General features: G+C 45.0%; 25 protein-coding genes and 1 tRNA gene. 5 read left to right on the forward strand and 21 right to left on the reverse strand.

Annotation, left to right across the window (positions count from 1 at the left end):
• The 3 genes from AACQ42_RS08400 to AACQ42_RS08410 form a co-directional block, all read right to left on the reverse strand.
• Window positions 1-170: transposase domain-containing protein (locus tag AACQ42_RS08400; protein WP_176429660.1), on the reverse strand; the 170-nt coding region annotated here is incomplete at its 3' end.
• 132 nt (window positions 171-302) lie between these two features.
• On the reverse strand, window positions 303-2,612 hold the full coding sequence (locus AACQ42_RS08405) for an FdhF/YdeP family oxidoreductase (protein WP_094165564.1): 2,310 nt from the start codon (window positions 2,610-2,612) through the stop codon (window positions 303-305).
• Between the two features lie 10 nt (window positions 2,613-2,622).
• Window positions 2,623-3,513, reverse strand: a complete 891-nt coding sequence (locus AACQ42_RS08410; protein ID WP_094125417.1) for a formate dehydrogenase accessory sulfurtransferase FdhD — start codon at window positions 3,511-3,513, stop codon at window positions 2,623-2,625.
• A 585-nt stretch (window positions 3,514-4,098) separates the two neighbouring features.
• Here AACQ42_RS08410 and AACQ42_RS08415 point away from each other — a divergent pair.
• Both AACQ42_RS08415 and AACQ42_RS08420 read left to right on the forward strand, forming a co-directional pair.
• Window positions 4,099-4,189 (forward strand) — tRNA-Ser (locus AACQ42_RS08415).
• 225 nt (window positions 4,190-4,414) lie between these two features.
• Entirely contained in the window at window positions 4,415-4,642 is a 228-nt protein-coding gene (locus AACQ42_RS08420) for a hypothetical protein (RefSeq protein WP_026028272.1), read from the forward strand.
• A gap of 74 nt (window positions 4,643-4,716) precedes the next feature.
• Here AACQ42_RS08420 and AACQ42_RS08425 read toward each other — a convergent pair whose 3' ends face one another.
• Window positions 4,717-6,669: a DNA topoisomerase III gene (locus AACQ42_RS08425; RefSeq protein ID WP_094165565.1), complete on the reverse strand. Its 1,953-nt coding sequence runs from the start codon at window positions 6,667-6,669 to the stop codon at window positions 4,717-4,719.
• 84 nt (window positions 6,670-6,753) lie between these two features.
• Window positions 6,754-7,086 carry a Grx4 family monothiol glutaredoxin gene (grxD, locus tag AACQ42_RS08430; protein WP_094128991.1) on the reverse strand — a complete coding sequence of 111 codons (333 nt, stop codon included), beginning with the start codon at window positions 7,084-7,086 and terminating at the stop codon, window positions 6,754-6,756.
• Between the two features lie 241 nt (window positions 7,087-7,327).
• On the opposite strand from grxD, the gene sodB reads away from it, so the two are divergent.
• The 3 genes from sodB to AACQ42_RS08445 all read left to right on the forward strand — a co-directional run bounded on the left by sodB (window position 7,328) and on the right by AACQ42_RS08445 (window position 9,398).
• On the forward strand, window positions 7,328-7,912 hold the full coding sequence (gene sodB / locus AACQ42_RS08435; protein ID WP_094165566.1) for a superoxide dismutase [Fe]: 585 nt from the start codon (window positions 7,328-7,330) through the stop codon (window positions 7,910-7,912).
• A gap of 122 nt (window positions 7,913-8,034) precedes the next feature.
• Window positions 8,035-8,538 (forward strand): VC2046/SO_2500 family protein, encoded by a 504-nt coding sequence (locus AACQ42_RS08440; protein WP_026028396.1) that lies wholly within the window; start codon window positions 8,035-8,037, stop codon window positions 8,536-8,538.
• A gap of 233 nt (window positions 8,539-8,771) precedes the next feature.
• Window positions 8,772-9,398 carry an SDR family oxidoreductase gene (locus AACQ42_RS08445; protein ID WP_441351194.1) on the forward strand — a complete coding sequence of 209 codons (627 nt, stop codon included), beginning with the start codon at window positions 8,772-8,774 and terminating at the stop codon, window positions 9,396-9,398.
• A 33-nt stretch (window positions 9,399-9,431) separates the two neighbouring features.
• On the opposite strand, the gene AACQ42_RS08450 is transcribed toward AACQ42_RS08445, so the two are convergent.
• The 16 genes from AACQ42_RS08450 to AACQ42_RS08525 form a co-directional block, all read right to left on the reverse strand.
• Window positions 9,432-10,196 (reverse strand): MlaA family lipoprotein, encoded by a 765-nt coding sequence (locus tag AACQ42_RS08450; protein ID WP_013856383.1) that lies wholly within the window; start codon window positions 10,194-10,196, stop codon window positions 9,432-9,434.
• 69 nt (window positions 10,197-10,265) lie between these two features.
• Window positions 10,266-11,483 (reverse strand): c-type cytochrome biogenesis protein CcmI, encoded by a 1,218-nt coding sequence (ccmI, locus tag AACQ42_RS08455; RefSeq protein WP_094165568.1) that lies wholly within the window; start codon window positions 11,481-11,483, stop codon window positions 10,266-10,268.
• Entirely contained in the window at window positions 11,483-11,980 is a 498-nt protein-coding gene (locus AACQ42_RS08460) for a cytochrome c-type biogenesis protein (RefSeq protein WP_013856381.1), read from the reverse strand. Before AACQ42_RS08460 ends, ccmI begins: the two co-directional genes overlap by 1 nt.
• Window positions 11,980-12,531, reverse strand: coding sequence for a DsbE family thiol:disulfide interchange protein (locus tag AACQ42_RS08465; RefSeq protein ID WP_013856380.1), 552 nt, complete (start codon window positions 12,529-12,531; stop codon window positions 11,980-11,982). Before AACQ42_RS08465 ends, AACQ42_RS08460 begins: the two co-directional genes overlap by 1 nt.
• Window positions 12,532-14,487, reverse strand: coding sequence for a heme lyase CcmF/NrfE family subunit (locus AACQ42_RS08470; protein WP_017045241.1), 1,956 nt, complete (start codon window positions 14,485-14,487; stop codon window positions 12,532-12,534).
• Window positions 14,484-14,969, reverse strand: a complete 486-nt coding sequence (gene ccmE, locus AACQ42_RS08475; protein WP_013856378.1) for a cytochrome c maturation protein CcmE — start codon at window positions 14,967-14,969, stop codon at window positions 14,484-14,486. Before ccmE ends, AACQ42_RS08470 begins: the two co-directional genes overlap by 4 nt.
• A complete protein-coding gene (ccmD, locus tag AACQ42_RS08480) occupies window positions 14,966-15,172 on the reverse strand; it encodes a heme exporter protein CcmD (protein WP_013856377.1) in 207 nt (68 codons plus the stop codon). The genes ccmE and ccmD overlap by 4 nt, the downstream gene beginning before the upstream one ends.
• 2 nt (window positions 15,173-15,174) lie before the next feature.
• Window positions 15,175-15,927, reverse strand: coding sequence for a heme ABC transporter permease (locus AACQ42_RS08485; protein ID WP_013856376.1), 753 nt, complete (start codon window positions 15,925-15,927; stop codon window positions 15,175-15,177).
• A 111-nt stretch (window positions 15,928-16,038) separates the two neighbouring features.
• A complete protein-coding gene (ccmB, locus tag AACQ42_RS08490) occupies window positions 16,039-16,707 on the reverse strand; it encodes a heme exporter protein CcmB (RefSeq protein WP_013856375.1) in 669 nt (222 codons plus the stop codon).
• Window positions 16,704-17,327: a cytochrome c biogenesis heme-transporting ATPase CcmA gene (gene ccmA, locus AACQ42_RS08495; protein ID WP_026027245.1), complete on the reverse strand. Its 624-nt coding sequence runs from the start codon at window positions 17,325-17,327 to the stop codon at window positions 16,704-16,706. Before ccmA ends, ccmB begins: the two co-directional genes overlap by 4 nt.
• Before the next feature lie 211 nt (window positions 17,328-17,538).
• On the reverse strand, window positions 17,539-18,039 hold the full coding sequence (locus AACQ42_RS08500; RefSeq protein WP_202598892.1) for a DUF2802 domain-containing protein: 501 nt from the start codon (window positions 18,037-18,039) through the stop codon (window positions 17,539-17,541).
• On the reverse strand, window positions 18,039-18,533 hold the full coding sequence (locus AACQ42_RS08505; protein WP_013856372.1) for a chemotaxis protein CheW: 495 nt from the start codon (window positions 18,531-18,533) through the stop codon (window positions 18,039-18,041). The genes AACQ42_RS08500 and AACQ42_RS08505 overlap by 1 nt, the downstream gene beginning before the upstream one ends.
• 40 nt (window positions 18,534-18,573) lie before the next feature.
• The gene (locus AACQ42_RS08510) at window positions 18,574-19,563 is read right to left on the reverse strand and encodes a chemotaxis protein CheW (protein WP_017048525.1); all 990 of its coding nucleotides are present in this window, start codon (window positions 19,561-19,563) and stop codon (window positions 18,574-18,576) included.
• Window positions 19,553-20,329, reverse strand: coding sequence for a ParA family protein (locus AACQ42_RS08515; protein WP_026027244.1), 777 nt, complete (start codon window positions 20,327-20,329; stop codon window positions 19,553-19,555). The genes AACQ42_RS08510 and AACQ42_RS08515 overlap by 11 nt, the downstream gene beginning before the upstream one ends.
• A gap of 10 nt (window positions 20,330-20,339) precedes the next feature.
• Window positions 20,340-21,455 carry a protein-glutamate methylesterase/protein-glutamine glutaminase gene (locus tag AACQ42_RS08520; RefSeq protein ID WP_094165569.1) on the reverse strand — a complete coding sequence of 372 codons (1,116 nt, stop codon included), beginning with the start codon at window positions 21,453-21,455 and terminating at the stop codon, window positions 20,340-20,342.
• 25 nt (window positions 21,456-21,480) lie between these two features.
• Window positions 21,481-23,775, reverse strand: coding sequence for a chemotaxis protein CheA (locus AACQ42_RS08525; protein ID WP_094165570.1), 2,295 nt, complete (start codon window positions 23,773-23,775; stop codon window positions 21,481-21,483).
• Between the last annotated feature and the right edge of the window lie 8 nt (window positions 23,776-23,783).

A 23,783-nucleotide genomic window follows, 5' to 3' on the forward strand; every position in this document is an offset into this window, starting at 1 on the left:
ACCAGTAACCATGCCATCGACTCTAAAGTGAGCTTTCGTTTTCTTAGAGTAACGGTATCAGTAAGCTCATAAGCACGATTGATGAGCCCAATGGGCAAGAGGTCTGCGAGTGTTTCAACTTGATTGGGTTTATAACTGTTGATGATATCGAGGGCTTGAGAAACGTGCATAAAAAAATCCGATAAACAGGGTCTATCGGATTTTTACATAAAGGTAGGATCATTCAACTGATCTGCCGATTAAAGTCTTAACTGATCGGCATTAGAGCTTCGGCTCTCTTTTTTGCTTTAGTATCTGATTTTTTAGTCTGTTTGAACTAACAGTGGTGCAACTTTGGTTGGGTGAATGACAACGGCAATAGATTTTGATGTCGGGGTATCACTAAAGTCGCCTTTGCTGCTCAATGGAATGAGTGCATTTGCCTCAGGGAAATAGGCCGCTACATTCCCTTGAGGAATTACATAGGCGACCACTTTGAAGCCCAAAATTTCACGTTTAATACCATCATCCCACAGTGTCTCAATATCGACTCGTTCACCCGCTTTTAATTGCAGCTGCTCAATATCTTTTTCATTCATGAAGATGACATTACGTTCGCCAAATACACCTCGGTAACGATCATCCAAACCGTAAACCGTGGTGTTGTACTGATCGTGCGAACGCATCGTCTGCAACACAAAAATCGGTTTCTTGGTCATCTGCTGAGTTTTGAGCGGAACGATAGATTCAGGAAGTGCATTGCTGCTTATCTGCGCTTTTCCTGTGGGCGTTTTCCAATTAAATTCACGCGCTGAATTACCAAGATAAAAACCGCCAGGCCCTTTGAGCCGCTGATTAAAATTGGCAAATCCTGGGATAATCTTTTCAATCAAATCTCGAATGTTATCGTAATTATCGGCCATCGATTGCCAATCGATTGGATTTCCCTCCCCTAAGGTCGCTTTTGCCATTCCTGCGATAATGGCAGGCTCTGAGCGCATCATCTCTCCTGTAACATCAATTCGCCCAGAAGAGGCATGAACCATGGAGAATGAGTCTTCAACGGTAATTTTCTGTGGCCCCTGAGCCTGAATATCAATATCTGTCCGACCTAAACAAGGCAGGATCAACGCATCCTTGCCCGGGTTGACATGGCTCCGATTCAGTTTAGTCGCAATGTTTACGGTCAAATTACAGTTTTTCATTGCTTGTGCGACACGCTCGGTATCGGGCGCAGCAGCAACGAGGTTTCCTCCTAAACCGATAAAGACTCTACTTTCACCCCGTAGCATCGCCTCAATAGCATTAACTACATTATGACCATGCGCTTTTGGTGGCGTAAAGCCCAGTACTTTTTCAATATTGTCGAGTAGAAATGCAGGCGGTTTTTCATTAATTCCGACCGTTCGGTCACCTTGCACATTTGAGTGGCCACGGACAGGACATACCCCAGAACCATCCTTACCAATTTGACCAAACAGTAATTGTAGATTGACCAATTCTTGTATGGTTGCCACCGAATGCTTGTGCTGAGTCACCCCCATCGCCCAAGTTACGATCACGCGTTTAGCGCCTTGGTAAATATCTGCCACCAGCTCTAGCTCTTGTTGCGTGAGCCCAGATTGTTCAATAATACTTGACCACGACGTAGCCTGCACCATGGCTAAATAAGACTCCATCCCTTCGGTGTGCTGAGCAATGAAATCAAGGTCGAATATCGATTCACCACAGGCCTGTGCTTGCTGATGACGAGCAAGAAGAATTTTCACCAAGCCACGAACAGCCGCCATATCTCCGCCTAATTTAGGAGTAAAATAATGGCTAGTGGTCGGTGTTGAGCCATTGCTTAACATTTCAAAAGGATTTTGCGGGTTAGTAAAACGCTCCAACCCTCGTTCTTTTAAATTATTAAACGCAACAACCCGAGCGCCACGCTTATAGGCTGACGCCAGTGTTTCCAACATACGAGGGTGATTCGTTCCTGGGTTTTGTCCAAATAAAAGAATCGCATCAGCTTCTTCAAAATCTTCAATAGTCACAGTTCCCTTACCAATGCCAATCGAGTGAACCAAGGCGACGCTCGTAGCTTCATGGCACATGTTTGAGCAATCAGGAAAATTATTGGTACCAAATCGGCGTGCAAACAACTGATATAGAAATGCAGCTTCATTACTCGCGCGGCCTGATGTATAAAATTCCGCCTGATTTGGACTAGCGAGTTGATTGAGGTGTTGTGCAACCAATGCAAACGCCTCATCCCAACTGATTGGCTCATAGTGATCCGTTTGAGCGTTATAGCGCATTGGTTCCGCTAAACGCCCTTGAGATTCGAGAAAATAGTCACTCTGCTTATTGAGCCAAGTGACCGAATATTGCTTAAAGAAATCCGCCCCAACGCGTCGAGAAGTGGCTTCCCAGTTGACGGCCTTAGCGCCATTTTCGCAAAAACGAAAACGCCCTGGGACATGTTTTTCACCCCAAGCACAGCCCGGACAGTCAAAACCATGGTCTTGGTTGGTTTTTAAAAGATTGGAAATATTTTTGGCAACATTATGACTTTTCAATAGATGATGCGCGGTGCTTTTTAGCGCTCCCCAACCACCAGCCGAACCGGTATATTGTTTAATACTCATATTCTTCTTCTCACTCTTTCACTGACTGCAAACGTGCATGACCATGGTATATATTGAACTGATTTTTTTTGATAAAACCAATCAGTGTCATATCAAACTGACGCGCCATATCGAGCGCTAAACGTGATGGCGCACCAACAGCCACCACCACTGAAATGCCAGCAATAGCCGCTTTTTGCATTAACTCAAAACTCACTCGGCCGCTAAGAATCAATACCCCTTGCGGGTGCCAGCGTTGCTCACTCAAAATTCGACCAATCAACTTATCCACTGCATTATGGCGACCCACATCTTCGGCAACAGCAATCAACTCACCATTCACGAAGTAACCCGCACCATGCACCGCCCCCGTTTTTGCAAACAGTGGTTGATGAACAAGAAGCAGATTAGGAAGCGCAATAACAACATCAGAAGAGAGCCATTTCGGGCTATTATCAACACGAATTTCTCGCCTCAAACTCAAGGCTCGGATGGATGTCATACCGCAAATGCCACAACTCGACTGGCTCATATAACGACGGGCCTGATGCTGAATCACATCAGTGTATGGATGATTGAGCGTGACCAACCAGTGATTCTGGCCATGCCGTGATTCGTCGTCAACCAATTCCATATTGAGTATATGGTCATATGAATCGATCACTTGCTGCGTGTAAAGTAAGCCACCGATGAGATGAGCATCGTCACCGGGCGTTCGCATTGTCATGCTCCACTCTTCGATATGCAGCTTGTTAGTAACCGTATCATTCCATTGCAAACTGATTTGTAAAGGCTCTTCAATAGCAAGAATATCGTATTCATTTTGAAACCCTATTTTGGAATCAAAACGTTGGCGATAAATGCGTTCAGTCCCCTCAGGTTGAGCATCATGAGGGTCATTGGTTGTCGTTTCTTCTAGCATGGTTCTTTTTATTGACTGATTTCAATCATCAGCATAGGTGAGTGCAAGATAAACTCCTGCAAACACTTTGTACTTAATGATTGGAAATGGAAGTAGTGCCTTAAACACAGGAAGCTGCAAATTACTCCTCACCTTGCGCAGGGTCAAGAAAGCCATCTTTTGGTTATGGTTCAGGTTTAGTACCATTTCCCTGCCTGTTTTAGCTTGTTACCCGTCATTCCCAGAGGTTCAAGCATTATATGAACATAAAAGCATAAAAAAGAAATAACATTCCATTTATGAAACTCCGGCAGCCTGATACGACAAGAGAGCATCAGGCTCTTGGTAAACCGTTGCTAATACATGACCGATTATCCCGGTCCAATACGACTTTCTGTATAAACATCGTAAGAATTCACCGTTAAGCCAGCAACCAAATAAAAAAGGCGCCATAACGAAGTACGCATTAATGTACGTTTTTTCTCCAACAAGGCGCTAAGAATCAAGCCATTAGTGGAAAATTATCGTCAATTGTATACAAAATCAGCAAACGATCAGCTCAAGACTTTACAAAGTAAAATGGCCTCGCTATTATGCGCACCACACGGAGAGATGGCTGAGTGGTTTAAAGCACCGGTCTTGAAAACCGGCGATGGTTAATAGCTATCCTAGGGTTCAAATCCCTATCTCTCCGCCACTTTTAAGAAAAGCCGCTGTTTTTACAGCGGCTTTTTCGTATCTGATTAACATCATTTTCTCATACTGATTTTTTATTCCACGCACCAGTTGCCATTCATTAGATAAGTACCCTCTCCATTCATCACATACCAAAGGTGTATTTTTTAGAAACTGGCATCAAATATGCTTCCCATTATTCAACGGTTATGTCGTAATTAATGGCATGGTTAGAGAGGAGAAGTGTATGAGCCATCTCTATAAGATTGAATCCTACAGTGAAGAAGCGGTCAGCTCGATTGCCCAGTTTATCCGTTCTAAAGGTGGAAGATGCTGTATTGCTGGTTTTGCAGTGATAACAAGCCACCCTTTTCAAGAGCGCGAGGCGTGGCGTTTACTGCCACTTGTCGGCAAAGTGACTGACAATGTAACCGATTGGGATACCAGCCTTTTTTATCGAAAATGTGATAATTAGCTCGTCAGGTCGGTGAACATCTTACCTAATTCACTGGCCTCTGCTTACTTAGCGACCGATTCTTTGATGTCATTTTATTGAGCCGAATTACGTTGATAACGCGTGGTTTTACTGGATTTACGTGTCTTTCGTTTGAATGCAGGGCGCTCCACTTTAGGCAATGAGCGAAGCGACTCTGGCACTGCACCCGATTTCGCCTGTTCCATGATCTGAATAATGCGCTCTTGCAGTACTTGCATAAAGGGTTGATACGCTTGCCCACGTTCAGCCATCGCTTGCAATTGATGCTCCCAATGGGCGGTCATATCAGGATAAGTTGATTCATTTGGCAGCGCATGAATTAAACCTCTTCCCGCTGGGGAGCTTAGAATCAGCTTACCTTGACGTGTTAAGAGTTGCCGCTTGAATAAAGTGCCAAGGATCCCCGCTCGCGTCGCTTCCGTACCCAAACCATCGGTTTCACGTAAGATTTTTTTCAGCTCTTTATCTTCAACATAGCGAGCAATTCCCGTCATCGCTTGTAGCAAAGTCGCTTCAGTAAAATGACGAGGAGGCTCGGTTTTTCGATCGTGAATCTCCCCTTCTCGACACGTCAGCACCGTCCCTTTACTCAGTGGTGGAACGGCATCGACTCCGTTCTCTTCTTCATCGACTTTGCCTAACAAACTCTTCCAACCGGTTTCAACCAGTTGTCGCCCTGACGCAACAAAAAAGCCACCCGCAATATCAAACACCAGCTTGGCTTCCGCGTACACGGCGGCGGGATAAAATTGCATCAAGTATTGGCGCGCAATCAATTGGTATATTTTCATCTCATTTCCCGACAAGGCATTGACGGATGCCTGCTTTGGTGTGGGAATAATGGCATGGTGCGCGTCCACTTTCTTATCGCTCCATGCTTTGGATTTAAGGGCTAAGTTTGCGCCACTGACCGCCGTTAACAACTCTTTAGCGTTGCACGCGATAGCTTGAGTTACTGACGAAGCTTGAGCGTAATGTTCTTGTGGTAAGTAACGACAATCTGAGCGCGGATAGGTGATTAATTTATGCTTCTCATACAGAGATTGGCAAGTATCTAACACTTGTTGGGCGCTCATTGCAAAGCGCTTCGCTGCATCAATTTGCAGTGCAGATAAGGAATAAGGTAACGGCGCGGCTTGCTTAGTTTGCTTTTGTTCGGCTTCAATCACTGTGGCGGGTTGCCCTGCGATGCGCTGTGCGACATTTTCCACCAACTTGCGGTTTAAGACTCGCCCTTCTTCATCTTGCCACGGCTGGCAAGCATCACTGGGTTTCCAGCGCGCACGGATATCAAACGCCACTTGATCAGTTTGATAAGGGATTAACGCATGTAATGTAAAATAGTCTCGCGGGATGAAGTTTTCTATCTCCTCATCCCGACGTACCACAAGCCCTAGAATAGGAGTTTGTACCCGTCCAACCGACAAGACACCTTGATAGCCCGCTTTCTGCCCCAGCAAAGTATAAGCCCGTGACATATTCATGCCATACAACCAATCGGCTCTTGAACGCGCGAGCGCTGAAACCGATAAAGGGATGAATTCGCGGTTACTGCGCATCTGTTTCAGTGCACGCTGCACGGCTGGAAGGTTTAAATCGCTGATCAGTAGCCGCAATGCTTGCTCTTTTTTACTTTGGCTTACTTTGCAATAATCAATCACTTCATCAACTAATAGTTGCCCTTCGCGATCCGGGTCTCCTGCATGGATAATTTGCGATGCTTCTTTCAAAAGCTGACGAATCACAGTCAACTGTTTGCTCGATGTTTTGCGCGGTCTAAGCTGCCACTGTGAAGGAATGATAGGTAAGTCGAGTAAATTCCACTTTTTATAGCGTTCATCATAAACATCCGGCTCAACTTGCTCGAGTAAATGCCCAATACACCAAGTAACGATGTCACCATTCGCACAACGAATGAAACCTTGATCTTTCTTGTGTGGTTTCGGCAGAGCATCGGCTATAGCGCGCCCTAAGCTGGGCTTTTCAGCAATGAATAAACGGGTCATAAACTCAAATCAACGCAAAAAAATAAGGCCACATTAACCAATGTGACCTTAATAAATCAAGAAAAACTGTTATTTTATACAGTATTACCCTTCATTGCCTGCACGTGCAGCGGCTTCTTTCACTAAAGGTTGCAGTTCGCCTTTTTGGAACATTTCGATAATGATGTCACAACCACCAATCAACTCACCTTCAATCCACAATTGTGGAAAAGTAGGCCACTGTGCGTATACAGGCAGCTCAGCGCGGATATCTGGGTTTTGCAGAATATCCACATAAGCAAATTTCTCACCGCAAGCCATCAAAGCCTGCGCAGCTTGAGAAGAGAATCCGCAACTTGGTAGCTTAGGAGAGCCTTTCATATATAGCAGAATGGCATTTTCTTCAAGTTGCTGTTTAATTTTATCAATAGTTTCCATTGCTTCCTCTTAATGGGATAGTGCGGTTTGTTACTGACATTCTAAATCATTAATAGAGAATAAAAAGCACATATTATTTATGGATATCCTGCCTATACAACAATTTTCAATATTAGGACTTTTAATAAAGTAAAAACTTGCTAAAATACCTTCAAGTCAGTCGTATCGACGAATATCATTATAATATCTGGAAGCTACTGAAAGAGACTTTCACTCTTTCTACACAACGGAGAATCGAGCAATGTCATTCGAATTACCAGCTTTGCCTTACGCTAAAGACGCTCTAGAACCACACATTTCAGCCGAAACACTAGATTTCCACCACGGTAAGCACCACAACACTTACGTTGTCAAGCTTAACGGCCTTATCTCTGGCACTGAATTTGAAGGTAAATCTCTCGAAGAGATCATCAAAACTTCAACTGGTGGCGTGTTTAATAACGCCGCTCAAATTTGGAACCACACCTTCTATTGGCACTGCCTTGCACCAAATGCAGGTGGCGAACCAACAGGTGCCGTTGCAGACGCAATCAACGCCGCATTTGGTTCTTTTGAAGCTTTTAAAGCAAAATTCACTGACTCAGCGATCAATAACTTTGGTTCATCTTGGACTTGGTTGGTGAAAAATGCGGATGGCTCTTTAGAGATCATCAACACTTCAAATGCAGCCACACCACTGACTCACGAAGGTGTGACTCCGCTACTGACGGTTGATCTGTGGGAACACGCTTACTACATCGATTACCGTAACCTACGCCCTGACTACATGAATGGTTTCTGGGCACTGGTTAACTGGGCATTCGTTGCAGAAAACCTAGCAAAATAACCTTTTCCCCTTGGATTGGTATTTAGTCATATGAAAAGCCTGCTTTATCGCAGGCTTTTTTGTTATTTTATCTAAAGTTATCTGCTTTCTCGCCGCTAAAAGTGCATCGGTTGGAGAGGCAAATGCAAGTACATACATTAGATAAAGCCAGTATTATAAACGAGCTTCAATTTGGCTCGGGGCTAAGCCATGCTGTCCAGCAAGGACGCCGTGCGGACTTTGCACTCATACTGTCGATGTTTTCTAACGATGTACGCGACAACACTCCTGTTGAACGTATTGAAAACCCACCCACTAGCGATGAATTGTTACGTAAGCGATTTGAGCTTACGGAGCCTCAAGCACTGCGTTCCGACCAAAGCTCTTACGCTGTTTCAGCAAAACAGGCCGAGCTTTTCCACCACGGAGGACTCGCCAGTGCGAAACTCAGCCACTACTTGACTCCTGAAGTACTCGCCTATTTGCCTGAAGATACGCATGATTTACCCGAAGAGGTATATCTTAATCTGTCAGGACATGAGCGAAGGCATCTTGCCTCCCCCTCAAACGTTGAGCTCTTAGTTGCCGATCTGTCGGTTCAACTCACCGTTGCCCACCGGCGAGATCAGATCCGCACCCAAGTTTGATGTCTTGTATGTAACACAAAACGACATTCTCTAGATCAGAATGTGAGTATGACCAAAAAAAACACACACCACGCTCGCTTAGGCTGAGTAATTTGATGTTATTCACACCCTACCCACAGTTAATCAACCATCCTATTGAGACTAAATCCCGCTACAACAATAAAACAAACAATAGGGTGAGGCACCCAATGGATATAAAAAGTGCAATAATATTAATCACTTCAGCAAGTTCGATGCTGGGTAGCACGCTGGCCGTTCATTTCGCACATTTAGGTGCAAAAATTATTTTGTGTGACCAAGACAAATTTGGATTAATGGAAACCTTTGCTCGTTGCAAAGCGATCTCTCAGGATGTTCATTATTACCACACACCAGATTACTCTTTAGAAACGATCCATCGGCTGTTCGATTTTATTGATCAAACCTATCATGGGGCACCGGATGTACTGGTCAATAATTGGCCAAATGCATCCCTCCCCCCCTTGATAGGTGAACAACGAGCTGAAGTCTTTCTTCAGAAGCTCGCCATGATGGCCTCAACTTTATTCACTTTTGGTCAAGCAAGTGCTGAGCGAATGCGTATTAACAACAAACCAGGTGTGATTGTGAACGTCATTTCTCAAAATGATGAGTATGACCTAGCGGGAATTGAAAATGCGAATTCTATGGTTTCTGGTTTCACGCAGAGTTGGGCAAAAGAACTAACCCCTTTCAACATAAGGGTCGGAGGCGTAGTGCCTAGCGCAAAAGATGATGTAGATGAGAAGCCCCATTGGGCTGAGCTGCAAGATGAATTGATCCGCAATACGGAATACATCGTCGCTAACGAATACTTTAGCGGACGTGTGATGTCGGCCTAGCTAGCAGTACAAGGCCGACCTACATGGGTATGATTAAAACCCTTCTTCCAGATAATCGTCAAGATACTCTTCTTCCGATTCATCATACGTTTGGGTATCAATTTCTGCTTTAAAATCTTGGCGTTGTAAATAAACATCGCGAGTTAATGAATATGGATCTGGGGAGTTTTCCAACGTCACTTCTTGGGGAACGAGCCTTGCTCGGGTCTCCAATCCTTCCAGAGCCCATTTACCTAGGCCAGCCCAGACATTGAGATAAGAAAGTGGTACATACAAGCCATCCACAACATCTGTGGTTTCTCGAATCGTGTAGGGCCCGTATCCAGGAATCATTAAATATGGACCATTACCAACACCATAATGGCCTACCGCATCACTAAACGCTTTTTCATTGTGTTTGGTGATGCCCGCTTCTGACGCAATATCAATCATCCCAAACAGGCCTAAGGTGCTATTAATCCAAAAGCGGTTAAAGTGGTCAACGGCTTTCGTGCCATTACCCATCAATATGTTGTTGATAATGCTTGAAGGTTCGTCAAGGTTTGACAGAACATTGGCGATCGTTTTTCTAATTGGGTGTGGAATGTAATCCACGTAGGCAATCGCAACAGGGCGAACCAAGTATGGATCGATATAATCGTAGTTGATTGTCCACATTGATCGGTTAAAAACCTCAAAAGGATCGCCCGACTGCGTTTGATTTGATTCGGCTGACGTTGAATCCGGAGCGCTTGCACACCCTGCTAATACGAAAAGGAACAGCATAGGGCATATCAGTCGGGATAGGCGGCTTATCATTATTTATTTCCATGTATAAAGGCCGATGAGACATCGGCCTATCAATACGTTAATTGTATATAAGTGCTATTAATACTGCTTATTGATCACAACTTCAACAGGTTGACCGAGGCTCATGGGAGCACTTTCACCAAACCAATCACCTTGTTTGGTTGAAACATTGCCATCCGTATCCAAGCGTACTCGAACAATAAGCTGTGCAAGGTCGGATAACTTCCGACCCTGAACCATGCTATTGCTATCATCTAACACAACCTTAATAGGGAATTGAGTCAGTGGATAACGCGCTGCGGCAACAGGCATAGGTGCACCATCAGAACTGTGCACAGAGACTATGAGTACTGCATTTTGTTCAAGAGTCACACCATCACCGAGTGAGATGGTGACAGGAACCATTTTCCCATCGATAGCTTTAGGCTGCATTTTGCTTTGTGCTCTTTCAATACTGCGCGAAAGCATCTCATAACGGCTATCTTCAGGGCCAATCATCTGCTGCATTAATCGCCAATACTTCATCGCCGCTGGGTAATCCTGGCGTTCAAACGCATCAAACGCAAGTAGTGAAAACACGCGTAGATCAACATAATCTTGTTGTACTAATGCCGTTAAAATTTCACGTGCTTGATTTTGGTCAAGCTCATCTTGTGACAACATTAATGCTTGCGCATAGCCCAACTTCACATCTGCATCTTTTGGATCTAACGCATACGCTTTTTTCATTGAGCCAATCGATGTTTCTATATCTCTGTTAGCAAGTCCAATACGTCCAAGCAGCAACCACCCGGTCGCATCTTGAGGCTGATAATGCAGACGAGTGCGCAGCGCCAGTGTGAGATCATTCATCTCATCATCACTTAAGGCAGCACCTTCTGGTGACATCATTTTTTTTGAGAGTGCAGGTAAGTTAGCATTCACTTGCTGCCACTGCTCCACTTGACTAGCCGCGCCAAATTTTAGGTAAAAGCCATAGCTTAAGATGACGACCAATAAAATCGAGGGGATCAAAACAACCATCGGTGACACATGTGAAGAATTTCCTTGCACCGATTGCGCAGGAATATCATCCAATAGCGACTGTTTCAGATCAGCAATCAGCTCTTGTTCGCTGTCAACCAACCCTTCTTGCGTCTCTTCGTGTAACTCTGCAAGGCGGTTTTTAAAGATCGCTTTGTTCAATTCGTCACGCAGCGCTGCATCGTTGTTCGCTCTTTTTTTGAGGATCGGCAGTGCAATGAAGACACAACCAAAGAAGGTCAGAATGAGGGTAGATAACCAAAAAAACGTCATTATTGTTTGTCTCCATGCTTCTCATCATCAACCGCGTCTTCAGCGAGCAACTGATTTAATCGCTCTTCCTTTTCGGCATCCCAAACTTCACCACTTTGAGCGGTTGATGCTTTACGACGTTTGCTGCGTAATACAATAAAACCAAAACCCAGAAACACCACACTCAAAGGACCTAGCCATAAGATGGAAGTCGCCAAAGTCAACGGTGGATTATAGGTCACAAAGTTGCCGTAACGTGCAATCATGTAGTCAACAATGTCTTGTTCAGACTTACCTTGCTTGGTCATTTCATAGACTTTATTACGTAAGTCCTGTGCTAATGCCGCATTTGAGTCGGCAATAGTATTGTTTTGACACTTTGGACAACGCAATGTATTGCTCAACTCTTTGAATTGCTGCTCTTGCTGTGGATTATCAAATTCGTACACTTCAATTGCAGATTGCACAGAAAATACCAAAGCAAAGCTAGCAATGATCGACAATATAAAACGCTTCATTACTTCGCTTCCTCTAGAAGTTTCTGATACATAGGTTGCAAAGTTGTTTGCCAATTGGTTGGATTAACATCCCCCACATGGCGGTAACGAATAACGCCGTTGGCATCAATGAGAAAGGTTTCCGGCGCACCGTAAACGCCGAGATCTAACCCTAGCATACCATTACCATCGAACAGGCTGATCAAGTAAGGATTACCTAGCTCATTTAACCATTGAACCGCTTTATCTCGTTGATCTTTATAATTTAAGCCTATAATTTTTACACCATCACCCGCCAACCGATTGAGATATTGATGTTCGGCATAGCAGGTCGGGCACCAAGTTGCCCAGACGTTCAGCAGCAAAGGCTCCCCTTTAAATATCGCTTGGTCATACAGCTTGCCGGGTTCAGCTAAATCTTCCAAACGAAATTCAGGCACAGACTTACCAATCAGAACCGACTCCAATTTTGTGGGATCATCACCTTCGGTATTTTTGACCAACTGAGTAACAAACACGGCAACTAGACCAAGAAAAGCCACCAATGGAATAAATAGAATTTTCTTGTTCATCTACGCCTCCTGTTGGGAGCTTTTTCTAAAGCGGTAGCGTTTGTCACTAATGGCTAACGCACCCCCTAATGACATCAATAAAGCACCAGCCCAGATCCAACGTACAAATGGTTTGTAATAAATTCGGATCGCCCATGAACGACCATCTTCTAATCGCTCACCCATTGCAATGTACAAATCGCGAGTGATGCCACGATCGATGGCCGCTTCAGTCATCATTGACTTGGCAGTACGATAAAAGCGTTTTTCCGCATGGAGTGTATTCACGTATTGCCCATCCTGCGTAATTTCAAAATCGGCAATATAACCATCATAGTTCGGGCCATCTTTATCTCTTAACCCTTTGAAATAAAAGTTATATTGTTGGATTTCAAAAGATTCCCCAGGTGCTAGACGAACATCACGCTCGATACTGTAGTTTTGCACCATCGCAATACCAATCACAGTAACGGCAAGACCAACATGGCCTAACATCATGGCCCAGTGGCTACGTTGTAATTTAGTCACCCCTATCATGAAGCTATGACGATGTGTCGCACGTTGGTGCAACTCGACAACGTGTAGCAAGATGATCCAAAACGCCATGACCCAGCCGATAAATGCCATCAAGCTAAAGCGTTCAGCTAGCAGGTACACCATAACCGCCGAAAGAATCAACGCCATCAGGCCACAAATCAACATCGGTTTCAAAAGCTTGGAAAAATTATCGCGCTTCCAACGGATCAGTGGACCGATCCCTAGCAAAAATGCAAATGGCACCATTAGCCATGCAAACAGCATGTTGAAGAAAGGTGCTCCTATTGATACGGAACCAAGGCCAATCTGCTTGTGGATTAAAGGTAACAAGGTGCCAACCAATACCACCACCAATGCAGCGATTAATAAGATGTTGTTGGAGAGCAGCGCATTTTCACGCGAGATCAATTCAGCATTGCCACGGACGCGCACTGCCGCACCTTTAACGGCAAACAATAGCAGTGAGCCACCGATGACAAACACCAAAAACCCAAGGATAAACAGGCCACGAGCGGGATCGGATGCAAATGCGTGTACCGAAACCAAAATACCAGATCGCACTAAGAATGTGCCCAGTAAACTGAGCGAAAATGCTGAAATTGCCAGTAACACTGTCCAAGCTTTGAATGTGCCACGTTTTTCTGTCACAGCAAGTGAGTGCATCAATGCCGTTCCCGCAAGCCATGGCATAAACGACGCGTTTTCTACTGGATCCCAGAACCACCAGCCACCCCAGCCAAGTTCGTAGTAAGCCCACCACGAACCTAGCGCGATACCTAATGTCAAAAATAACCACGCCGCAGTTGTCCAAGGACGAGACCAACGGGCCCATGCAGTATCCAAACGCCCAGTCATCAAAGAGGCTATCGCAAATGAGAATGCGACTGAAAAACCAACATATCCCATGTATAACATGGGTGGGTGAATGATTAGCCCAGGATCTTGTAGCAGCGGGTTTAAGTCACGACCATCAATTGGGAAATAGGGTAAGGTGCGTAAAAATGGATTCGAAGTCACGATGACAAACAGCAAGAATCCAACGCTGATCAGCCCCATAACAGATAAGACTCGCGCCACAGATTCTTGAGGCATACCACGGCTAAAGGTAGCCACCGCCACAGTCCATCCTGCTTGAATTAAAACCCACAGCAATAATGAACCTTCATGCGCCCCCCACACCGCTGTTAGACGGTAATACCAGGGTAATTGACTATTCGAATTACTCGCCACATATTGCACCGTGAAGTCATTGACATAAAATGCCCACAGCAAAATGCTAAATGAGACCAATAGCAATGAAAACATTCCCCATGCTAATGGCCGCGCAGTATTCATCAGCATGGTATTGTTTTTAGAAGCACCAACAAGTGGAAGTAAGCTGAGTAATATGGCAAGCCCAAGTGAAACAATAAGGGCAAAATGTCCTATTTCAACAATCATTGAGCACTTCCTTGTTTTTGTTCCGAGCTATAGGTTAACGGCTCATGCGTTTTCTTCATTGCTTCAGCAATTTCCGGTGGCATATAGTTTTCATCATGCTTGGCTAGCACTTCAAACGCTTCCACTGTGGTGGCATCTTTCAATACGCCTTGCGCAACAATACCCTGACCTTCTCTAAACAAGTCGGGTAAGATGCCTTCATATTCGACCGTCACATTTGGACCAACATCGTGGAGCTGAAATCTTACTTTTAGTGACCCCGGATCTCTTTTCACAGAGCCCACCACCACCATGCCGCCAATGCGTAGCCGTTGACCCACTTCTGGCTTTGTCCCATCGGGTTTACCGTGTACAAGCTCGGTCGGCGTATAGAAAAGGTCCATATTTTGATTGAGTGCATACAACATCAAACCAATGGTGGCACCAGCCCCAATAATCAATGCCAAAATAATGGTGAGTCTTTTTTTACGTCTTGGGGTCATAAGGTGTTCTCCATATGCTTTGCAGCATCAATTCTGGCTTGGCGTTCAACCTTTGCTTGCACATCTTGCAACAAGGTTTTGCCACGCTTGATGCTGAGCATCAGTAAAATAAACATGGATAAAAAGGTAATGCCAAATGCACTCCATACATAGGCGGAGTAACCGCCCATCGCCAAGAAATCACTCAAAGAGTCAAAATGCATGATCAGTTACCTTTCTGTGTTTGAAGGGTTGCCAATTCGATAACCCAAGGGCGATGGCTCTCTTTACTGATAATTTCATTGCGTAAGCGGATCATAGTGACCGCAGCAAAAAAGAAAGCAAAACCAAAAATATTGAGCAGCAGTGGCCACAACATGTCACTGGATATGGAAGGCTTTTCAAATTTAGTAATCGTGGCACCTTGGTGCAGGGTATTCCACCACTCAACGGAGAAATGAATGATAGGTAGATTGATCACACCAACGATGGCCAGCAGACCTGCGGCTTTTGCGGCTGTTTTTTGATCATCGAAAGCGTGGTAAAGCGCAATCACTCCCAAATAGAGAAACAGTAAAATGAGCTCAGACGTCAGACGAGCATCCCATACCCACCAGGTACCCCACATCGGTTTGCCCCAAATTGCTCCAGTAATTAACGCTATAAACGTAAATACCGCACCGATGGGCGCCATTGCAGCAGCGGCCATGTCTGACAGTTTTAATTGCCAAACTAGACCAATGAAAGCCGCAATCGCCATCGACATATAAATGCCCATTGACCAAATGGCGGAAGGGACATGAATGTAAATGATTCTGAAGCTGTCGCCTTGTTGATAGTCTGCCGGAGCATAAGCTAAACCAAGGATATTACCGACTACCAGGCATAAGATAGCGAGCCCTGCAAACCAAGGCAGGAACTTTCCACATAGCCGATAGGCGGATTCAGGCTTTGCATAGGGATGGAGCCATTTCCACATTGTATTGTCTCACTCTTACTTCATTGCTTCTGAGCATGTGTCTGCTCAGTTTATTGTGTTGTTGATACGCAACGCTCAAATGCATTGCTGAAAATATCGTTCGTACTTAATTTAGTTAACGCTGACTCTCAATGCTGCGCTAATAGCAAATGGAGTTAATGTTATCGCGCCCATAAACATTGCCCCCAAAACAGCCAATTGACCGTTGTAGAGCATGCCAAGCGATGCTGCATCAATAGCTGATGTAGCGAAGATTAAAATCGGGATATACAAGGGTAAGACCAGTAGGCTCAGCAACACGCCACCTTTTTGCAAGCCTACGGTCAATGCAACACCAATAGCACCGATAAAACTCAACGTTGGCGTGCCAATGAACAAAGTCAATACAACCGCAAGCCACGTATTAAAATCTAATGACAATAATACGGCTAACAATGGGCTAATTAAAATTAAAGGCAGTCCAGTCAATAACCAATGAGCCACGACTTTTGAAATAACGACTATGGGTAATGGCACTGGGATCAGCATCATTTGTTCAAGCGACCCGTCTTGAAAATCATCGCGAAACAGACGCTCAAGTGATAGTAGCGCCGACAGTAACGCCGCAACCCAAACAATACCTGCAGCGATACGGGCGAGCAAAGCAGGCTCTGGGCCGATACTCAGCGGGAATAGGGTGATCACTATGATAAAAAACCACAGTGGATTAAAAATATCGGCTTGACGTCGAAAAGCGATCAATAATTCACGACGGATGATCATCCCCATGGTCACGATCATGACTCATGCCCCAATTTAATTTTTCGCAATTGCGGATAGTTAGCAAACATATCTTGGTGTGTGGTCAATACAACGATGCCACCTTGTTGCGCATGCGCTAGAAATAAGGCTTCCAACACTTTGACACCTTGCTTATCAATCGCAGTTAACGGTTCATCTAAAATCCACAACTTTTGTTGACTGAGCCACAAACGAGCCAGCGCAACTCGGCGCTGTTGTCCGGCAGAAAGCTGGCCTGCAGCCACGTCTTCTCGGCCAGCTAAACCTACTTTAGCCAAGGCTTGATATATCTCTTGAGAAGACGATTCTGCATTATGCACTGATTGATAAAAATGAAGATTCTCGAATGCCGTCAAATCGCGCTTAACCCCAGTTTGATGACCAAGAAACAGTAAATCTTGGTGGTAATCATCACGATTAGACTCAATATTCATGCCATTCCACAAAATAGAACCATCCTCTCTATCACCTAACCCGGTAATAATTCGTAGTAAGGTCGTTTTACCTGTGCCGTTCCGTCCTTCAATCTGCACCAATTCGCCAGCATGAATCACAAAGCTAAGTGCTTCAAACAGAACTCTTTCATCACGAATTGCGGTCAGGTTATTTACTTCAAGCATGTGCATCTAAATCGAGAAATTTGAGCCGCTATATTAGCACACCACACCTAAGACAAAACATAATAAGACTATTACCAGTCACGAAACTAGGTAAGAAACTGTTAATTTTTAATTATTTTCTGTCTCATTTACTACTTTATGGCTACATTTAACCACATTCAAAACTAGAGAGGGAAGCCATTGGCTTCCCTCTCTAGTTTCGCTCTTTCGACTATTTTTTGGCAGGTCGCCTCGTACTTTGCACCGGCTCGCGACCTTCCGGGTGACTACTCAGTGGCGGGATGCTTTCATGCCCTGCAATTTTCTTCTGCAAGGACATCATCAACTCAGCTTCAGCTTTAGGTAGCTCACACTCTTTAATAAGCTCATTGATGTCAGCACCGAGTTGGACCATTTTTGTCGCTCGGCTGTATAAACGCCCATCCGTATCAACATGTTCCAATTCAGTAATTCGCTCGTTTAAATGCTGGATGAGATCCTGCTGATCCGTCACTTTTTGGCCAAGACCAATAGCAACTGAGCGTATTTCCAACAGCTGTCTATTCGCCTTTTGCAACTCCTTATCTAACGATCGGGCTTGTTGTCTTTGGTGATCAATCTGTTGGGCAAGTCCCTGACGTACACGAAGTAACACCAGCAACAAAAATACAACAACAAAAACCGCGCTCCCTATAAGAATAACAGGAGCACTGAACAACATAGCTTCGCTCATTATAGGTGAACCATCTCGTCCCACTCGTCTTCAGTTAGCAGTTTATTCAGGTCAACAAGGATCAATAGCTTACCGTCACGGTTGCTCACGCCTTGGATAAACTTAGCGCTCTCATCGGTACCAACACTTGGTGTAGTATCGATTTCAGAAGAACGTAGGTAAACTACTTCCGCAACGCTATCGACTAAAATACCAATCACTTGGCGCTCAGATTCAATCACAATAATGCGTGTATTATCCGTGATTTCACCTTGCATTAAGCCAAAACGAGATCGTGTATCAATGACGGTCACAACATTACCACGTAGGTTAATAATGCCAAGAACATAATCAGGAGCACCTGGTACCGGTGCAATTTCTGTATAGCGGAGTACTTCACGTACCTGCATTACATTAATTCCGTATGTTTCTTCTTCTAGTTGGAACGTCACCCACTGAAGCACTTCGTCGTTAGACTTGTCTTTTCTTACTTCTACTTCGTTAGTCTGAGACATACCTTTTCCTCTCTAAGTCGATTCCGACATCAATGTATTATTATTTCTCTAGTGCTTTTACATCAAGCCCTGCATTAAGCATAGCTATCAATGCTTCAACATGGATCAAAGCACACATTTTTTCTTTTACCATTCCAGCAAGCCACGGCCTTTTGCCTGCCTGTTCTCGCCAGCGGACCTTCTCTGAGCTTAGCAATTCTGTACCCATAAGCTGAGTACTTGCTAACCCCCACATACTGTCACCAAGCATGACGATGTATTGATAACCTTCTTTGTAGCTATCATCATGGAGCTTTTCTGCCATTACCCATTTTGCCGTATCGACAACATCTAGCTGATTGTCTTTATTAGTTTGCAGTCCAAGGTACCAAGCAGGTCGACCGATTAAATGATTGAGCGTTGCCATACGGTGGATCCCCCCAAGTTCATCAAGAGGCACCGCAAACGTCACGCCATTCACTTCAAAATAGAGCACTTGAAAATCTCGTGTTCTCGCAGTGCTTTGCCATGTACCAATTCCAGAGTAGCCCGCTTGCGTTTCAAGTTCGACTTCAGCCGTCGGTTGCTCAACCACTTCCACGTCAACAGCAAATTCTTCAACAGTGTCTGCCGCAGTCAGAATTTCAACTTCAGGTTCTGTTTCCAAAGTATCGGCGGGAATATCCCATTCTTGGATCTCTTCAACAATTTCAGCCACTGGTTGAGTTTTTAAAGCGATCTGAACGGTGTTTTGCTCCATGATCTCTTCCAGCTCTAACTCTGCCACTGGATTACTTGATTCTAGCTGGCTTAATAAGCGCTGCACATCATCTAAATTCGGCAGCTCAAACTCAACCACTTCAGCATGGTAATAACTTTTTTCCGGTACAGATTGCACCGATGTCGAAAGCGCTAACTCAGGTTCAGCAAGGGACAATTCTTTTTGCTCTTCCGCTTTCAGCTCAAGTTCAATCGCTTCTTCATCTAGTAACGCTGTAAAGTAGTCATCGAGTGCTTGTTCACTGGATAAAAATGGCCCACTACTCATCAATAGCTAGCCTCTCTAAATAAATCAGCAACTGTTTATAAGCAAAAACACCACGGCTACCTTCAGCAAAATGAGAAGCAGGCAAGCGCTTTAAACTCGCATCACGAAACTTGGTGTCTATAGGTACAGCAGAGCTCCAAACTTGCTCTGGGTAATCTTTTTTAAGTTGATTCAGCGTTTGCAAAGAAGCCCGGGTTCGCTTGTCGTACATAGTCGGTACGATAGTCACTTTGAACGATCGGCTACGAGATTTTTGCATGATGGCTAAGGTGCGAATCATCCTTTCGAGCCCTTTCATAGCCAGAAACTCAGTCTGCACTGGAATTAAGATACGATCGCTGGCGGCCAATGCATTAACCATCATTACCCCTAAAATTGGAGGACAGTCGATCAATACGTAGTCATAATTATGGCGCAATGCAAGAAGCGCACGTTTCAAAATCAGCCCCATCCCACTGCGGTTGCCCATGACTCTATCTAAAGTGGCTAGAGACATATGGGCAGGGATGAGATCAATGCCTTCAACATCGGTTTTTAGGATAAGAGGGGTAACGCTTTGCTCTGTTAACTCACGTTGCTGAAATAGGTCAAACAGGCTGACGGGCACGCCATCAGAATCATAACCTAAGTATGTAGTAAGCGAGGCGTGAGGGTCAGTATCGACCAACAGCACTCTTTTGCCTTGCTGACTTAGCAAACCGGCAAGCGTAATTGTTGTGGTTGTTTTACCCACACCGCCTTTTTGGTTTGCAATACTCCATACAATCATTGAACTTCCTTTATGCGAGGCCAACTTCAACTAACATTCGTTCTGATATACGCTCTAACGGTAAATCTTCAGACGAGATCCCCGCTTTTGCGACAGCTTGCGGCATGCCATACACCACGCAACTTTCTTCATCCTGAGCCCAAATGGTTGCCCCTGCGGCTTGTAACATTCGAGCCCCTTCACGACCATCGGCTCCCATACCAGTCAATATCATTGACAGCACTTTATCTGCATAGATCTTCGCCGCAGAACCGAATGTTATATCAACACACGGCTTATAATTCATACGTTCTCCACCATCGATAATGCGCAATTTTGCACTACCCGGACGGCCCTCAATCATCATCTGTTTACCACCCGGAGCCAAGTAAGCAACGCCTGGGCGCAATGCATCGCCATCTTCTGCTTCTTTCACTTCAATTTTACACAGTGAGTTGAGCCGGTTTGCAAATGCAGCAGTGAAGGTGGCAGGCATGTGTTGAATGAGTACGATCGGATGCGGATAATTCGCAGGTAACTTCGTCAATATTTTTTGTAACGCAACCGGGCCCCCTGTAGAGGTACCGATAGCGGTCAACTGATATTTTTTACCTGTAGCTTTAAAGCGAGCCAATGTGCCCATTGATTTTGGCACAGGGGAACTCGCCGTTGTAGCTGCTGTTCTATTAGCAAACGGCGACGATGTGCTCGGCACTGGGCGTGAAACCAAAGGTCTTCTCAGCATCCCTTTTTTCGACGCGATTTGAATAACCCGTTGTTGTAATAAAGCGACTGCCTCATCACGGTTACGGGCAATATCTTCAAACTTTTTCGGTAAGAAATCTAACGCTCCAGCATCTAAAGCATCTAGCGTTGCTTTGGCACCATCATGAGTCAGCGATGAGAACATCAAGATTGGGATCGGGTTCGCAGCCATAATTTCACGGACAGCAGTAATGCCATCCATAACTGGCATCTCAATATCCATTGTGATGACATCAGGCTTTAAGATTCTCGCTTTTTCTACGGCTTCTTTACCGTTAGTTGCAACATCAATCACTTCTAGACGGGTGTCAGAGTTAATAATTTCACTCACACGCCGTCTAAAAAAGCTCGAATCATCAACGACTAATACTCTAATCGCCATGGGTGTCCTTATATTGTGTGCTCATTTAAATGCGGGAAGCAGCAGCATACTGCTTAAGCAAATCTGGCACATCTAGTATTAGTGCAATATGTCCATCGCTGGTAATCGTTGCCCCAGCCATACCCGGTGTTTTTTGAAGAAGCTTATCTAGTGGTTTGATTACCACTTCTTCTTGGCCAATTAAGGTATCAACCACAAAACCAACTCGCTGGCTACCAATCTGAACAATAACAACATGTCCATGACCTTTACGCAGTTCTATTTTACCTGCTTTAGGTGCTAGCCAATTCTGTAAGTAGAAGAGTGGTATCGATTTTTTACGTACTATGATAGTCAGTTGCCCATCAACGACGTTCGTCCGGCTAAGATCAAGGTGGAAGATTTCATTCACGCTCGCAAGTGGTAGAGCAAATGGATGCCCTGCGACCCCAACCATCAATGTCGGTAAGATAGCGAGTGTTAGCGGCACTTTGATCGTAATCTTAGTCCCTTTGCCCATCTCAGAATCGATATCAATTGAACCATTGAGTGTATTGATGGCTGTTTTTACAACATCCATCCCAACACCACGACCAGAAATGTCTGAAATTTGCTCTTTACTGGAGAATCCCGCCATAAAGATTAAGTTAAAACACTCTTTATTGGAGAGACGCGACGCCGCATCTTCATCCATCATGCCTCGTTTAACCGCAATACTACGCAGCTTATCTGGGTCCATACCGCCGCCATCATCGACGATAGCTAGCTCAATATGATCACCTTCTTGCGAAGCTGAGAGTATGATTTTACCCGTGCTTGGCTTTCCAGATTTGCTACGCACATCAGGCATTTCAATGCCGTGGTCAACTGAGTTACGCACTAAGTGGATCAATGGGTCTGCAAGCGCTTCGACCAAGTTTTTATCAAGGTCTGTTTCTTCACCGCGCATTTCAAGCACGATGTCTTTTTTCAGGGTACGTGCAAGGTCTCGAACCACGCGAGGGAAACGACCGAACACTTTCTTAATCGGTTGCATGCGCGTTTTCATGACAGCGCCTTGCAAATCCGCAGTAACTACATCAAGGTTAGCCACCGCTTTTGCCATCTCTTCGTCGTTGCTATTAAGCCCTAAACTCAGCAAGCGGTTACGCACTAGCACCAATTCGCCAATCATGTTCATAATGATGTCGAGCGTTGATGTATCAACACGGACTGTTGTTTCCGGCTGAGTTTGCGCTTTTTTAGCCACAGCAGGTGCTGATACTTCTTTTTTCTCAGCCACTGCAACCGGAGCTTTCGCAGGGGAAGAGGTGGCTGGAGCCGTTACTTTAGGCTGAGGAGCAGGTGTAGGTTTCGCCGCTTCAGCTTTCGGTTTTGCGGTCTCTGTTGGTTTTACAGGCTCTGCTGGCTTCACATTTTCAGAAGCGGGTCTGGTTGCCATTTCCAACTCTTCTGGCAATGGCCCTTTTCCTGAGCCATGCAGTTCGTCAAGAAGCTTTTCAAACTCCTCGTCCGTCATCAAATCATCGCCACCACCAGCAGAAGCTTTAGGTGCCGCTGTTGATTTAGGCGGAGTAGTTGGTTTCGCTGTCACCTCAGGAGCGGGTTCAACGGTTGGAGCTTTGCCTACGCCGTGCAGTTCATCAAGCAGCTTTTCAAATTCGTCATCCGTAATGTCACCACTAGCAGCCACTGATGCACTTGGGGCTTTAGGCGCTGGGGCCGCTGGTGCGGCATTTTCAGAATGAGCATTAGGCGCGGTGCCCTTGCCATGTAATTCGTCTAACAGTTTTTCAAATTCATCTTGCGTGATTTCATCGATAGAATTTGACGCGACAGCCTTTGAGGCCACTGGTTGAATGACTTCCGGTTCAGGCTCTTCGATAGCGGCCTCTTCCTCGACTTCAACTTCAGCAATAACAGGCTCCACTTCGTCAATTTCATCTTCAGAAGCAGGACGACACAATTTATGAAGTTCATCGAGTAGAGCGGGATCTGCAGGCTCTAAGGGTTCTTGATCTTGAACAGCGCGAAACTGTGCATTAACGGTGTCTAAAGCTCGTAACATCGTATCCATCAAGCTCGATGTTACACTTCTTTGGCCATTGCGTAAGATATCAAATACGTTCTCGGCACCGTGGCACGTCTCAACCAGCTCGGTGAGGGCAAGAAACCCGGCCCCACCTTTAACGGTATGGAAACCGCGGAAAATCGCATTTAATAACTCCCTGTCTTCGGGGTTGTTCTCAAGTTCAACCAATTGCTCTGAGAGCAATTCGAGAATTTCACCTGCTTCAACCAAAAAGTCCTGAAGAATGTCGTCGTCTAATTCGTAGCTCATACGTTACC

It is taken from the genome of Vibrio sp. V12_P9A6T4 (assembly GCF_963874835.1).
GTDB lineage: Bacteria > Pseudomonadota > Gammaproteobacteria > Enterobacterales > Vibrionaceae > Vibrio > Vibrio anguillarum.